Annotated in this window: 14 protein-coding genes; 8 read left to right on the top strand and 6 right to left on the bottom strand. The window is 69.6% G+C overall.

The genetic code is table 11. From position 1 onward, the window contains the following. The first annotated feature begins 8 nt into the window (after nt 1–8). The gene (locus HII28_RS10130) at nt 9–491 is read left to right on the top strand and encodes a hypothetical protein (RefSeq protein WP_240977315.1); all 483 of its coding nucleotides are present in this window, start codon (nt 9–11) and stop codon (nt 489–491) included. A gap of 77 nt (nt 492–568) precedes the next feature. On the opposite strand, the gene purD is transcribed toward HII28_RS10130, so the two are convergent. Further along, nucleotides 569–1,861 carry a phosphoribosylamine--glycine ligase gene (gene purD, locus HII28_RS10125; protein WP_170026066.1) on the bottom strand — a complete coding sequence of 431 codons (1,293 nt, stop codon included), beginning with the start codon at nt 1,859–1,861 and terminating at the stop codon, nt 569–571. A gap of 181 nt (nt 1,862–2,042) precedes the next feature. On the opposite strand from purD, the gene HII28_RS10120 reads away from it, so the two are divergent. From HII28_RS10120 to HII28_RS10105, 4 genes are all read left to right on the top strand, one after another. After that, nucleotides 2,043–2,252 (top strand): DUF4287 domain-containing protein, encoded by a 210-nt coding sequence (locus HII28_RS10120; protein WP_170025286.1) that lies wholly within the window; start codon nt 2,043–2,045, stop codon nt 2,250–2,252. Between the two features lie 140 nt (nt 2,253–2,392). Then, complete coding sequence (locus HII28_RS20225) at nt 2,393–3,388, top strand: endonuclease/exonuclease/phosphatase family protein (RefSeq protein ID WP_170025285.1); 996 nt, start codon at nt 2,393–2,395, stop codon at nt 3,386–3,388. Between the two features lie 70 nt (nt 3,389–3,458). Further along, nucleotides 3,459–3,821, top strand: a complete 363-nt coding sequence (locus HII28_RS10110; protein WP_170025284.1) for a sterol carrier family protein — start codon at nt 3,459–3,461, stop codon at nt 3,819–3,821. A gap of 56 nt (nt 3,822–3,877) precedes the next feature. After that, nucleotides 3,878–4,516, top strand: coding sequence for a hypothetical protein (locus HII28_RS10105; protein ID WP_170025283.1), 639 nt, complete (start codon nt 3,878–3,880; stop codon nt 4,514–4,516). 247 nt (nt 4,517–4,763) lie between these two features. Here HII28_RS10105 and HII28_RS10100 read toward each other — a convergent pair whose 3' ends face one another. The 3 genes from HII28_RS10100 to HII28_RS10090 all read right to left on the bottom strand — a co-directional run bounded on the left by HII28_RS10100 (nt 4,764) and on the right by HII28_RS10090 (nt 9,021). Then, entirely contained in the window at nt 4,764–5,651 is an 888-nt protein-coding gene (locus HII28_RS10100; protein ID WP_346769263.1) for a lytic transglycosylase domain-containing protein, read from the bottom strand. A gap of 885 nt (nt 5,652–6,536) precedes the next feature. Beyond that, on the bottom strand, nt 6,537–7,997 hold the full coding sequence (gene purF / locus HII28_RS10095; protein ID WP_170025282.1) for an amidophosphoribosyltransferase: 1,461 nt from the start codon (nt 7,995–7,997) through the stop codon (nt 6,537–6,539). 103 nt (nt 7,998–8,100) lie between these two features. After that, nucleotides 8,101–9,021, bottom strand: coding sequence for a sigma-70 family RNA polymerase sigma factor (locus tag HII28_RS10090; RefSeq protein ID WP_346769262.1), 921 nt, complete (start codon nt 9,019–9,021; stop codon nt 8,101–8,103). A 123-nt stretch (nt 9,022–9,144) separates the two neighbouring features. On the opposite strand from HII28_RS10090, the gene HII28_RS10085 reads away from it, so the two are divergent. Next, nucleotides 9,145–9,996 (top strand): NAD(P)H-binding protein, encoded by an 852-nt coding sequence (locus HII28_RS10085; RefSeq protein WP_170025280.1) that lies wholly within the window; start codon nt 9,145–9,147, stop codon nt 9,994–9,996. Nucleotides 9,997–10,018: 22 nt separating this feature from the next. Here the strand turns inward: HII28_RS10085 and HII28_RS10080 are convergent, their stop codons facing one another. Beyond that, nucleotides 10,019–10,567, bottom strand: coding sequence for a carboxymuconolactone decarboxylase family protein (locus HII28_RS10080; protein WP_170025279.1), 549 nt, complete (start codon nt 10,565–10,567; stop codon nt 10,019–10,021). Nucleotides 10,568–10,613: 46 nt separating this feature from the next. Between HII28_RS10080 and HII28_RS10075 the strand changes: the two genes are divergently transcribed. After that, a complete protein-coding gene (locus tag HII28_RS10075; protein ID WP_170025278.1) occupies nt 10,614–12,224 on the top strand; it encodes a PLP-dependent aminotransferase family protein in 1,611 nt (536 codons plus the stop codon). Nucleotides 12,225–12,233: 9 nt separating this feature from the next. Next, nucleotides 12,234–13,343 carry a phosphoribosylformylglycinamidine cyclo-ligase gene (gene purM, locus HII28_RS10070; RefSeq protein WP_170025277.1) on the top strand — a complete coding sequence of 370 codons (1,110 nt, stop codon included), beginning with the start codon at nt 12,234–12,236 and terminating at the stop codon, nt 13,341–13,343. Between the two features lie 68 nt (nt 13,344–13,411). Here purM and HII28_RS10065 read toward each other — a convergent pair whose 3' ends face one another. After that, the gene (locus tag HII28_RS10065; protein ID WP_170025276.1) at nt 13,412–14,053 is read right to left on the bottom strand and encodes an NAD(P)H-dependent oxidoreductase; all 642 of its coding nucleotides are present in this window, start codon (nt 14,051–14,053) and stop codon (nt 13,412–13,414) included. Nucleotides 14,054–14,095 lie beyond the last annotated feature (42 nt).

Raw genomic sequence — 14,095 nt, 5'->3', positions numbered from 1 at the left:
GTCGTGTCATGCTCGTGCCCCGTGCCGAGCGGCTGCGCCCGCTCGGCACAGTCTGGCGTCTCGGGGTGCTCCTACTCGGCGTGCCAGGCGACGCCGCGGGCGAGGCGTCCGGCGAGCAGGTGGATGACGAACCCGGGCACGGCGCCGGGTCGCTCGCCACAGTGCCGGAGCCCCGCCTTTACGCGACCGGATCGCTCACGCGCCCGGCCGAGCCCGGACGTCCCACCTTCATCGCGGAGTCTGCTGAGCGCCGCCGCCAGCTGCGGGTGGCCGCCTACCGCGGCCACTTCCGGCACGGCGAGAGCGTGAACTTCGACGCTCGGCCGGTCGCGCTCGACGCGAGCCTGATCGGGGCATCCGGACCGCTGACCGTGAACGACGGTATCGCCTCCGTGCGGTGGAACACGTCGGATCCGGCCGCACTCACACCGTTCGACGCGTATCTCGGGGAGCGTGTCGCGCTCCTCGCCGATCCGCCGGAAGGAGCCTGAGGCACGTTCGCGCCGGAGTCGCGCATCGTCGTGGATGCGCGCCCGAGCCCGAAGGCCACCGGCTCAGTGCGCCGTGGTCAGTGCGCCGCGGGGGCGACGGAGGCGGCGATGTCCGAGCGGTACTGGCCGCCCTCGAGGGTGATGGATCCGATCGCGGCGTAGGCGCGCTCGCGGGCCTCGTCGAAGGTGGATCCCAGGGCCACCACGCTGAGCACCCGCCCGCCGGTGGCGACGAGGGTCTCCGTCGACCAGCTGGAGGTCGCATCCGTCGACAGTGCCTTCACGTCGGTGGCCGCGTGCAGCACCTGAACCTCGGGCACCGCGGATGCCGCATCCAGCCCCAGCAGCGGACGTCCGGTCACCGGTGCGGCCGGGTATCCCTCGCTGGCGAGGACGACGGTGACGGCGACGTCGAGCGCGAACTCCGGCCGCGGAAGGCCGCCGAGCCCGCCCGTCGCGGCGGCGAAGAGGAGCCCGGAGAGCGGCGTTACGAGTCGTGGCAGCACGACCTGCGTCTCCGGGTCTCCGAAGCGTGCGTTGAACTCGATGACGCGAGGGCCGGCATCCGTCACGATGAGGCCGCAGTAGAGGAGGCCGACGAACGGAGTCTGGGCGGCAGCCATCGTACGGATGGTCGGCAGGGCGATGGTCTCGATGACCTCGTCGACGAAGTTCTCATCGAGCCACGGAACGGGCGAGTACGCACCCATGCCGCCGGTGTTGGGGCCTTCATCGCCATCGAGGAGGCGCTTGTAGTCCTGGGCGGGCGACAGCGGGAGAACGTGCTCGCCGTCGCTGAGAAGGAACAATGACACCTCGCGGCCGTCGAGGAATTCCTCGACGAGAACCGTTCCGTGCTCGAGCCACTCTGTCGCGTGGGCGAGCGCAGCGTCGCGGTCGCTCGTGACGAGCACCCCCTTGCCCGCCGCGAGACCGTTGGCCTTCACCACGTACGGCGCGCCGAAGCGGTCCAGCGTGCTGCTCGCCTCTTCGACGGTGGCGGTGACCTCTGCACGGCCGGTCGGAACGCCGGCGGACTCCATGATCCGCTTGGCGAACGCCTTCGAACCCTCGAGCTTCGCTGCATCGGCGCCCGGGCCGAACACGGGGATTCCGCGCTGCCGCACCGCGTCACCGACGCCGGCGACGAGCGGAGCCTCCGGACCGACGACCACCAGGTCGATGTTGTTCTTCTCGGCATAGGAGGCGACGATGACGCCGTCGGTCGGATCGATGCCGACGGTGCGCACGTCTTCCGCGATGCCCGCGTTACCGGGGGCCGCGGTGATGTCGTGATCGGCATCCTCGGAAAGCAGCGCGCGGATGATGGCGTGCTCACGCGCGCCGGAGCCCAGAACGAGAATCCTCACCTGCCCATGGTAGGGCGTGCCGATCCCCGCCCAGCCCGTCGCGATGGCCTCCGGCACACCGTCCATCGACATGACGGTCCGCGCGCTCGACCCCCACATTCCGCGCTCCCTCGCAGAGAAGGCCGTTCCTGCCTGTTCTTCGACGGATGACCTGTCGGCTGCCTCGGGCACAATGAGCTGCATGGCGGAAGAGAAGGTCAGCGGTCCGGCATCGTATTTCCCGTCGATCGAGAAGAAGTACGGAAAGCCGATCGATTACTGGATGACGCAGCTCGAGTCGGTGGCCGATCGCAAGCACATGGACCAGGTCGCCTACCTCAAGGAGGAGTTCGGCATGGGCCACGGCCATGCCAACGCTCTCGTCGGCTGGTTCCGCCAGCACAGGGAGTAGGACGCATTTCCCCTGCAACGCGCGGATCCCGCGGCCGTCAGCGCACGGGCTCGCAGCGGCCCCGCCGCGCCGCGTCGACGACTGCATCCAGATCCCCGGCCTCCGCGCGCCGACCGCCCTCCCTGCCGAGGGCGACGACAGTGGCGCCGGCCCGCGGCCGATGGCGTTGGGTGCTCGCCTTCGTGGTCGCCGCGATCGCGGCGAGTGCGGGCGTTCTGCTCACCGTCGCGCCGACCGTCGGTCTGGGTCGCGCCTTCGGGATCAGCGCGCTGCTCCCGGCGCGCACCGCGATCACGGCCGCCGCGCTGGCCCTTGGAGTGGTACTGGCGCTCTGCTGCCTCACTCGTGTGGGACGCCCACTGCTCCCGATCGCGACGGCGTTGCTCGTCGTGTCGATCCTGAATCTCCCCGTCGTGGTGTTCCGTGGCTTCTCGACCGACCCGCCTCCCGCGGCGGGAGTCGGGCAGCTTCGGGTGTTGGAGTGGAACACGAACGGCGGCCTCGTCGAGCCGTCTGTCGTGGCGGCGTTGGCGGCGCGGGAACGGGCGGACGTCGTGGTGCTGCCCGACGCGCAGATCGCGTCGACGGGGTCCGCCTATCTGGCGGCGTTCGACGCCCAGGGTGCCCCGTTCCGTCTGTATTCGGGCACGTCGCCCAGCGCGCAGGTCGCCGTGTTCCTCTCACCGGGCCTCGGGGCCGGGTATCCGGGGGTCATCGCCGGGCCGGATGCCGACACGACGATCGTGCTCGAGCCGTCGTCGTCACGGCTGCCGACCATCGTCGCCCTGCACTCGCCGATCCCCACACCGGCCGGCATCGCACGTTGGAGGGATGACCTCTCTTGGGTGTCCGAGCGCTGCGGGTCCGGATCCGTGCTGGTCGCCGGCGACTTCAACGCGAGCGTGGACGACTTCGGCGGTCCGGGCCTCGGTCGGTGCCGCGATGTCGCGACGACGATGGGAGCGGCATCCGTCGGCACCTGGCCGACGCGACTGCCGGCCTTTCTCGGAATGCCGATCGACCACGTGCTGCTCGCCGGTGCTGTGGCCCACGTGCGATCGTTCAGCGTGCTGACGAGCGAGGACGCCTCCGGCGCCCGTCATCGTCCGACTCTGACCGTGATCGCGACCGGCTGATCGGCGGGGATCAGCAGTTCGCCTCCTGCCGGCGACGAGGGGCGTCGGTGCACCCGGGCACAATGGACGGATGGCCAGAGCACGCATCACCGAGGCGGACGGCATGTCGGCGGTGTCCGCCGCGCTGACGGCATCCGCCGCGCGCGATGTCACAGCCACCGCAGTGCGATACCTGCTGCAGGCGCTCGCCGACAAGGTGCCCGGCAACTCGGTGGAGGTGCGGGTGCCCCCGTTCGGTGCGGTGCAGTGCATCGAGGGTCCTCGGCACACACGCGGCACTCCGCCCAACGTCATCGAGACGGATGCCGCCACCTGGCTCGCCCTCGCCACCGGCCGCACCACGTGGCCAGAGGCCGTCGCTGCCGGGGTCGTGCACGCCTCCGGCACGCGCGCCACCCTGGAGCCGGTGCTGCCGGTGTACCGCCCGCACTGAGGCGGCGGCAGTTCTCCTCACAGGTCGACCTCGCTGCGATGCGCGACAATGGATTCGTGCCCCACGACCCCCTGAACGATGCCGGCCGGACTCCGTTCGCCGGAGACTCCGCCGATGCCGCGACCGGTGCCGGCGGCGACGCCGCCCACGAGCAGATCGTCCCCTCGGATCGAGACGGATCCGATCGGAGTGGAGCGAGCGCATCGGACGGACGGGACGAGGGATCCGATCGCGAGCCGATCCGCGAGGAGGCCGTCGTGGAGTCGGAGCAGCGCGTGCGCGTTCGGCGGACACCGCGGTACGGCCGGTTCATGATCCTCGGCGGCGCGGTCTTCGCCGTCGCCGCCTTCATCGTGACCTATTCGCTGCCTCAGGGCGCCGGCTATGACCGCAACACCGTCTTCGGATTCGTGCTGCTCGCCGCCGTCGCCGTAGGAGTCGGGCTGGGCGCCCTCGCCGCGATCATCGCCTCGGCAGCCACCAAGCACACGGAGCGCACGGTCATCGCCGACCACATCGACGTGCGGCAGCCGGTTGCTGACAATACCGTCGACCTCCCCGACCTCGGCGAACTTCCTTCCGAGGCCGACGACGAGCCGATCGCTTCGCACACAGTCGACGGCGAGGACGCGAGCGAAGTAGCCGGCCGCGACAGCGGCGAACCCGCCCAGGATCAGGGACCGACGTCCCGCTGATCTCTCCGTCTCCAGTGCTCGGGCGGAGAGTGACACGATCCACGGGATCGGCACCGCGTACGCCACGACGGTGAGCGGCAACAGCCACACGGATGGCGCTGAGTCCGTCGACGTCACGCTGAGTGCGTATCGGGTGCTGAGTCTGCGCACGACGCGGTCACGCAGCGGCAGATGCACAAGTGCGCGCGTCCCGGAGGGAACGCGCGCACTCAGTGTCATGCGGTCGGACCGTCAGTGATGGCGCTGCTCAGTACCAACCGGTGGACTGGGAGTGGCCCCATGCCGCGCACGGCGATCCGTACGAACCGTTGATGTAGCCGAGGCCCCAGGCGATCTGGGTGGAGGCGTCGGTCTGCCAGTTCGGGCCAGCGCTGGCCATCTTCGAGCCGGGAAGCGCCTGCGGGATGCCGTAGGCACCGCTCGCGTTGCCGGCAGTGGTCGACCAGCCGGACTCACGGTTCCACAGGCTCACCAGACAGGAGAACTGGTCGTCGCCCCAGCCGTACGAGCTGGCCGCCATCGACTTCGCGATCGCCTGTGCGGAACCGGGCGATACAGAGACGGATGCGGTCGACGAGTACGAGGTCGACGACGAGGAGGATGCTGCTGCATCCGCTGCGGCCTTGGCCTGCGCCTCGGCGGCAGCCTTCGCTGCCGCTTCTGCTGCGGCCTTCGCCGCTGCTTCTGCCGCTGCCTTCTCGGCGGCGGCCTGTGCGATCTGCGCGCCGGCGTCGTAGCCGGCCACGGTGGCCTTCGCGAGCACGACAGCCGCGTCGGCCGTGTTGGAGAGCTTGGTCAGCACGGCGGGATCCGACGAGTAGTTGTTCTCGAGCGCAGAGATCGCGGCCTTCAGCTGCGTGAGGTCCGCCTTGCCGTTCACCTGGTCGGCGGTGAGTTTGGCGGAGGCGAGCGACTTGAACGAGAGCTGGGCGGCGATGCCGTCGGCGGAGCTCGAATGCGATGAGGGTGTCGCTGCGTTGGCGCTCTGCACGGCGATCGGGGTGACGACCGCGGCGACCGCGAGAACGGCCGCGGCGGTGAAGCGCAGCGGGCGGCGGTGGCGAACTGCAGTGCTGGAAAGCGAAGAGAGGGAGTTGCGGATTCTGTCGGGGGCGATGCGGTTGAGGAAGGTCACGTTGTTCCGTTGCTCGGAGCCTCCCCGCGTGGTCGACCCCGTTTCACGCGCACGCTCACCGGGGCAACGGGATACGGCCGGCTGATGCTGCCGGAAGGTCCCGTGCGGGCTGGACACCCGGATCCGCGGCCAAGGCGGCATCGATGCGGCGAGCGCACGGCAGAACGAAAGACACGTACCGGGTAAGCTCCGGTTCGCACACCTTCGGGCGGCGGCGCACCCTCCGCGGTCTTCAACGGTTTCGGGTGGTCGTCAGCTGGCGTATCCCTCGGTCCGACCTGGTCGGTTGGCCGTGGAGTTTCGGGTCGGGATGCCGCCCGCGTACGACCCGCGCAACGTTACGCAGGGGCTCTGGACAGCTCGTCCACAGGTCATCCGAGATTCCTGGGAGCCCTACTTCCGCGGAATCTCGGGGATTTCACCCCCACGGATCACGTTTATAACGATTTCGCAACTTGAGACGACTTTTCTCAGAATCCAAAGGTTCGCTCCGTTCAGGACTCCAGACGCACGAGCTCGTCCGTCCGTCTCACACGCGGTGTCTTCGGATCCTCAGCGAGACCTCGCCGACGTCGGCCGCTAGAAGAGGGGACAAGCCGGCCATCTCGGCAACGCAACACGCTCCACGTCGGGGCGGCGTGTACGCCGCGACAATCTCAGCCCTGCAGTCAGCCGACTTCGGCATGCCGGGCCAGCGAGTCGGCTAGATCGGCGGCGCCCTCAAGCCCTCAGTGGAACCTCGCCGACGTCGGCCGCTAGAAGCCGAGACAAGCCGGCCATCTCGGCAACGCACCACGCTCCACGTCGCGGCGGCGTGTACGCCGCGACAAACGCGACCCCGCAGGCAGCCGACTGCGCGGTGCCGGGCGGGGACCGGCGCCGAAATCAGCTCAGCTGCGTCCGCTCCACCCACTCGAGGTATTCCGGGGTGACGGTTCCTGTGACGTAGTCGCCGGTGAAGCAGCTCATCTCGAGGTCGGTGACGGCGGTCTGGCCCTCGAGGATGGCATCCTTCATGTCGCGCACCTCTTGGTAGATGAGGCTGTCGGCGCCGAGCTCCAGCGCGATCTCCGGGATCTTGCGTCCGGCGGCGATGAGCTCGTGGCGGCTGGGCATGTTGATGCCGTAGACGTGCGGGAAGCGCACGGGCGGTGCAGCGGACGTGAACGTGACCTTGTTGGCCCCGGCGGCGCGGGCCATGTCGACGATTTCCTTGGACGTCGTGCCGCGCACGATGGAATCGTCGACGATGAGCACGTTCTTGCCCTTGAACTCGCTGGACATGGCGTTGAGCTTCTGGCGCACGCTCTTCTTGCGCTGAGCCTGTCCGGGCATGATGAACGTTCGTCCCACGTAGCGGTTCTTGTAGAAGCCTTCGCGGTATTCGATGCCCAGTTTCTGCGCCACCTGAGATGCCGCGGGTCGCGACGAGTCCGGGATGGGCATGACGACGTCGATGTCGCCGAGGGGCGCATATCGGGCGATGGTGTCGGCGAGGCGGTTGCCCAAACGCAGGCGCGCCTCGTACACGGAGATGCCGTTCATCACCGAGTCGGGGCGCGCGAGGTACACGTACTCGAACGAGCACGGCACGAGAACGGGGTTCTTGGCGCACTGGCGGGAGTACAGCTCGCCGGAGAGGGTGATGAACACGGCCTCGCCGGGGGCGACGTCCCGTACCACTTCGTAGCCCATGGATTCGAGGACGACGGATTCCGACGCCACGATCCATTCGTCTCCGACGAGCCCAGCCGGCCGACGGCCGAGCACGAGCGGACGAATGCCGAACGGGTCGCGGAAGGCGAGCAGCCCCTGCCCGGCGATCATCGCGATGGCGGCGTAGGCGCCCTCCACACGCTCGTGCACCTGCGTGACGGCGTCGAAGACCTGCTCGGGGCTGAAGTCGAGTCCTGTGATCTGGCCCTGCAGCTCAGTGGCGAGCACGTTGAGCAGCATCTCGGTGTCGCTGGTGGAGTTCATGTGGCGACGGTCGATGTGGAACAGGTCGTCGGCCAGCTCGCGCGTGTTCGTGAGGTTGCCGTTGTGGATCAGGATGATGCCGTACGGCGCGTTCACGTAGAACGGCTGCGCCTCCTGCTCATTGGCCGCGTCGCCCTTGGTCGTGTAGCGCGCGTGCCCGAGGCCCATGTTGCCCATCAGCGAGCGCATGTCGCGGGTGCGGAATGCCTCACGCACCTGGCCTCGTGCCTTGTGCATGTGGAAGACGTTGCCGTCGGCTGTCGCGATTCCGGTGGAGTCCTGTCCGCGGTGCTGCAGAAGGAGGAGGCTGTCGTAGACCAGTTGGTTGACCGCCTCGGTCGAGACGATTCCGACGATGCCGCACATGCTGGAGTGTGCTCCTGAGAGTGGGGATGCGCCCGCGATCTCGGGCTGGACAAGTCTCTCACGGTGGTGCCTGGGCATCCGCTGGTCGGCGACCCGCAGTCGATCACTCCTTCGGCGCCGACTCGAGCACGTCGGCCGGGATCAGCTCGTTAAGGCGTTCCGGATCCGCGAGCACCTGGATCTCCACGATGCGTCCATCGACGACGGTGAACGCCATCACGGAGATCGGTCCGCGCGGGCCGACGATCGTGACCCCCGCGGCACCGTTCATCCAGGCGTTTCTGCGGTACGGCGACAGCGATGTGAACATCATCGCCTGGCCCGCGATGTTCCGCGGTCCACGGAGCACACCGGTGGCGGATGCCCGCAGGGTGCCGCCGTCGGCGCGGAGCACGACATCCGGATGCAGCACCCGCAGCAAAGCGTCGAAGTCGCCATCGCGCGCGGCAGCGAAGAACGCGTCGACCGCCGAGCGCTGCGCGGTGCGATCGGGATCCGGCGCCGGCGCCTTGCCGACCTTCGTCCTCGCGCGGCTCGCGAGCTTGCGCGCCGAGGCCGGCGTGGCGCCGAGCACCTCGGCGATGTCGTCGAAGGGAACGGCGAAGGTGTCGTGCAGCACGAAGGCGAGCCGCTCATCCGGCGTCAGCTCCTGCAGCACGATGAGCATCGCGAGCCCGACGGTCTCGGCGGCCTCGGCGGCGGCCTCGGGCAGCGAGCGGGCGTCGGAGACGATCACGGCATCCGGAATGCGCATGTCGTTGCCCGGCGCGAGCGCCTCGTCGAGGGAGGTCTCGCCGTGCGTGCGACGCGATCGCAGCATCATCAGGCAGATGCGGCCGGCGACGGTCGTGAGCCAGGCGTCCAGGTTGCGAACCTCCGAGACGTCGGCGCGAGACGCGCTCAGCCAGGTCTCCTGCAGTGCGTCGTCGGCGTCGGCGAACGAGCCGAGCATGCGGTAGGCGAGGGATCGCAGACGCGGCCGCAGCGCCGTGAAGGTCGGTTCGAGCAGTGCTGCGTCGGTCACGGTGAACATTCTCGTGGTCCTGTGTCACATTCTGCATGGCTGGCGCATCGGCCTGGTGAAGACATCGAATCGCGTCGAACCGGCACCGCTGGTACCGCCTCGACGCACGACGAAAGGCACATCATGAGCTCGTCCATCCCCGGTTCGTCTGCCTCCGGATCCTCCGCAGACCACGCAGACGGCCTCGTGCTGGTCACCGGTGGTGCCGGCACTCTCGGCACGATGGTCGTCGATCGCCTCCGCGACCGCGGGCGCACGGTGCGCGTCGTGAGCCGGCGCGGCTCCGGTCCCCGCGACGACGTCGAGTACGTCGCAGGCGACCTCGAAACCGGCAGCGGAGTCGCGGATGCCGTCGCCGGCGTGGACACGATCATCCATTGCGCCGGATCGCAGAAGGGCGATGGCGAGAAGGCCCGCCGGCTGGTCGAGGCAGCACGTGCGGCCGGTATCCGCCACCTCGTTTACATCTCGGTCGCAGGTGCGGATCGCATCCCGGTGCACTCCAAGACGGATCACGCGATGTTCGAGTACTTCGCGCAGAAGCGCGAGGGAGAGCTCGTGATCGAGAAGTCCGGCATCCCGTTCACCACACTGCGCGCCACGCAGTTCTTCGAGCTCGTGCTGCCGGTGGCGGAATCTGTGGCGAAGCTGCCCGTCGTGCCGCTGCCGAAGAAGCTGCGCGTACAGCCGATCGCGGCGAACGAGGTGGCCGGCCGCCTCGTCGCGCTCGCCGAGGGAGCGCCGGCCGGATACGTGCCGGAGCTGGGCGGCCCGCGCGTGTACACCTCGCACGAGCTGGTCCGCGAGTATCTGAGGTCCGAGGGCCGTCACCGACTGATCATGTCCGTCGGACTCCCCGGCGGCGCTGCGAAGGCCGTGCTGCACGACGCGATCATCTCGAAGGGCGCGGAGCGGGGAACGGCAACCTGGGAGGAGTTCCTGGCTCACCGCCGGGCCGCTGCGGTCGGCGCGTGATGGCGGCCCGCGTCGAGCGTCGCTAGACGGCTGCCGTCACCGCCGGTTCAGACTCTGCGACCGGGGCCGTCGCTGCGTCCTCCGCTGCCGCCTCGGGCTCAGCGCGCCAGCACCGCGCAGTCACGCCGACCAGGTTCCACGCGTTGATCGACACCAGGAGAGCGAGCAGTGCGGAGACCTCGGTCTCCGAGTAGACCGCCAGTGCGTCGGCGACCACCTCGTCGGGCACTCGGGTCTCGGAGGCGCGGATGACGGCATCCGTGAAGGCGAAGGCAGCTCGCTCGCGTGCGGTGAAGAAGTGGGCCTCCTGCCACACGGCGACGGCTGCGATGCGTTGGAAGGACTCGCCGGCGTCGCGTGCGTCGCGGGAGTGCATGTCGACGCAGTACGAGCAGCCGTTCAACTGCGAGGCACGCAGCTTCACGAGATTCCGCAGGCCGACGGGGATGCCGACGGCGTCGAGCTCCAGTTCGGCAGCGTGGTCGAGGTGCGCCAGCGCGCGGGAGAACTTGGGGGCAAGTGCGTCGAAGTCGAAGCGGATGTCGGGAAGGACGATGGGTTCGCTGCTCATGTGGTCCAACATACTCGGGAGTGGCTCCTTGATAGAGTCCATTGTCATGGCGAACGACTGGGCCAATCTCGGCAGGGATCTGCACCTCGTCCTAGATCCGCGACGCAAGACGGACTCGCTCGAGGCCGCGCTTCGTGACATGATCCGAGACGGGCGCCTCGTGCGCGGTGTCCGGCTGCCGGCATCCCGCGGTCTTGCCGTGGATCTGGGCATCGCGCGGAACAGCGTCGCCGAGGTCTACGAGCGGCTGGTCGGCGAGGGATGGCTCGAATCCCGCGTCGGCGCGGGCACGTGGGTGGCCTCGACGGCGCGGATCGTCGATCGGAGGACCTCATCGCGCGACGTCGAGTCCGGGAGGCGCGTGGAGGCCGAGCGCGGCGCGCGGGCGCACGCCCGTGGCGGATCGGTGCAACGGAGCACCCGCACGCGGGATGGGCGCAGTGGGGCCGACGCCGCGGACGAGGCCGGATCCGTCGGTGTCGCGCCGGACCCGACGTTCGATCTCCGCGCCGGGATCCCGGACACCACTCTCTTCCCACGCGAGGCGTGGACGGCCGCACTCCGCCGCGCGTTCCTGGTGGCGCCCGCCTCCGAGCTGGGATACGGGCATCCGCACGGCCTGCCGGAGCTCCGAGAGGCACTGACCTCGTATCTGGGCCGCGCGAGGGGGGTCGTCGTCGAGCCCTCGAGAGTGCACGTCACGCACGGTGCCGGCCATGCCATGCGACTGATCGCCATGGCCCTCGTCGCGCGCGGAGCCCGCCGCGTCGCGGTCGAGGAGTACGGGCACGAGGTGCATCGCGACATCCTCGCCGCCTCGGGCCTGGAGGTGGTTCCGGTGCCCGTCGACGATTCGGGCGCCGTCGTCGACGGGCTCGGCGACGGAGGCCGCGTCGCGGATTGCGTCGACGCCGTGCTGCTCACCCCGGCCCACCAGTTCCCGACCGGTGTCGCACTGAGTCCCGCGCGCCGCGCAGCGGTCGCGGCTTGGGCGGAGCGCACCGGTGCGCTGATCATCGAGGACGACTACGACGGGGAGTTCCGCTTCGATCGCCGTGCCGTCGGCGCCCTGCAATCACTCGCCCCCGATCACGTGGCCTTCATCGGAACGGCCAGCAAGGCCCTCGGTCCCGGCATCGGGCTCGGGTGGTGCGTTCTGCCCGGTGGGTTCGTCACTGCGGTTGCCGATCAGCGCCGACTGGACGGCGCGAGGCCGGGGGCGCTGACGCAACTCGCGCTCGCCGAGTTCCTCGAACACGGCGACTACGACCGCAGCGTCCGCAGCGCCCGCGCACGCTACCGCGATCGACGCCGGCGGGTCGAGCACCTCGTCGAGGAGCGGATGCCGGCCGCCAGAGTCACCGGCATGGCAGCCGGTCTGCAGTGCCTGCTCGAGTTGCCCGACGGCATCCGCGAAGAGCATGTCAGCCGGGAAGCGGATGCCGTCGGCCTCGCGCTCGCCGGCCTCCGCACGTTCCGGGCGCCTGGAGCGGCTCGGGCGATTGGTGAGGCACGGCGGGCGCCCCGGCATCCGGCGATGGTGGTCGGGTTCGGTGCGCCTGCGCCGCACCGATTCGATGAGACGCTCGGGTTGGCGTTCACGGCCATCGAGCGTGCGAGAGACGGTGCGGCCGATGCGCCGAACTCCCGCAACTAGGCTGGATCCGTGACCGAGAACTCCACCAGCACCTACCGCGAGGCCGGCGTCGACACCGCCGCGGGCGATCTCGCGGTCGAGCTCATGAAGTCGGCCGTGGCCAAGACGCACGGACCGGAGGTGCTCGGCGGCGTCGGCGGATTCGCGGGACTCTTCGACGCATCCGTTCTGCGCGGCTACCGGCGGCCACTGCTGGCCACGTCGACCGATGGCGTCGGCACGAAGGTGGCGATCGCCCAGGCGCTCGACAAGCACGACACCATCGGCCAGGACCTCGTCGGCATGGTGGTCGACGACATCGTCGTGGTGGGAGCCCGCCCGCTGTTCATGACGGACTACATCGCCTGCGGCAAGGTCGTGCCGGAGCGCATCGCCGACATCGTACGCGGCATCGCGGCCGCCTGCTCGGAGACCCGCACGGCGCTGGTCGGCGGCGAGACCGCAGAGCACCCTGGCCTTCTCGGCCCCGACGACTACGACGTGGCCGGTGCCGCCACCGGCGTCGTCGAGGCGGATGCCGTGCTCGGCCCGGAGAAGGTCCGCAACGGCGACGTCGTGCTCGCTCTCGGCAGCTCGGGCCTGCACTCCAACGGGTACTCGCTCGTGCGCCACGTCCTCGCCAAGCGGAAGATCGCGTTCACCGACCGTCTCGACGAGTTCGGCGGTGTCGTCGGCGAGACCCTGCTCGAGCCGACGCGGCTCTACACCGCCCCGCTGCTGCGCGTGCTGGCGTCGCCGAGCGGCCCGTCCGTGCACGCGCTCTCGCACGTGACCGGCGGGGGAATCGCCGCCAACCTGGCGCGGGTGCTGCCGCGCGGATCCTGGGTCGATGTCAACCGCTCCACGTGGTCGCCGTCTCCGGTGTTCCGCGTGCTCAGCGATCTCGCGGGCACCAGCCTCGAGAGTGCCGAAGGCACCTGGAACCTCGGCGTCGGATTCTTCGCCGTCGTCGAAGCGGATGCAGCGGCATCCGTCGTCTCGACGCTCGCGGTCGACGGCATCCCGGCGTGGCAGGTGGGAACGGTGTCGACGGCCGAGCACGACGTCAAGGGTTACGAGCAGGGCGCCAAGGGCGTTGACGGCGGCGCCGTCCGTCTCGTCGGGGCATTCGGAGACTGACCTCCGCTTCGCGATCGGCGACCGATCGCGCAAGCACGGCCCTGTCGTGGTCCCCGGTCGCTCGGCGCTCAGGCGGATGCCGCGAGCGCGTCGATCCGCTCCCTGGCGGCAGACAGCTCGGCTTCGAACCGCTCGCGCTCGCCCGCCAGCCCCGGCAGGGTGCGTGACAGGCTGCGGCTCACCGCGACGGTGTCGATCCGCATGCCGAGGGCGTCGCCGAGAATCAGGTCGATCGGCGGCACGGTGTGATCGCGTCCCTCGTTCTCGGTGCCTTCGTCGTAGATGCCGCCGCGCGCGGTGACGATCACTGCGAGCCGGCCCTTCAGCGGCTGGACGGGATCCGCTCCGAACGGCGCAAGCACGCCGGGGACGTGCACGTGGTCGATCCACGTCTTCAGCGTGGACGGCACCGAGTAGTTGTACATGGGGGCGCCGATCACGAGCACGTCGGCGGAGAGGAGCTCGGCGATGACGGCATCCTGCGTCGATTGCTCGCGGGGCAGCTCCGGGGCGTTCGCGCCACGCAAAGAGGGCGCCCAGTGCAGAGACTCGTGCGCCAGGTGCGGCACGGGATCCGCGACGAGGTCGTGCACGACGACGGTGCGGTCGGATCCGGCTGAGGCCCACGCCCTCGCGAACCGCGCCGTCAACTCGCGCGACACCGAGGTCACGGGATCGATCGAGGAGTCCAGTTGCAGCAGCGTCGGCACGCGTCAACCGTACTGGGTCGGTACGCCGTGTTCGCTCGCGGC

It is taken from the genome of Planctomonas sp. JC2975 (genome assembly GCF_012985205.1).
Lineage (GTDB): Bacteria > Actinomycetota > Actinomycetes > Actinomycetales > Microbacteriaceae > Humibacter.
This window is presented reverse-complemented; position numbering and strand designations above follow the sequence as displayed.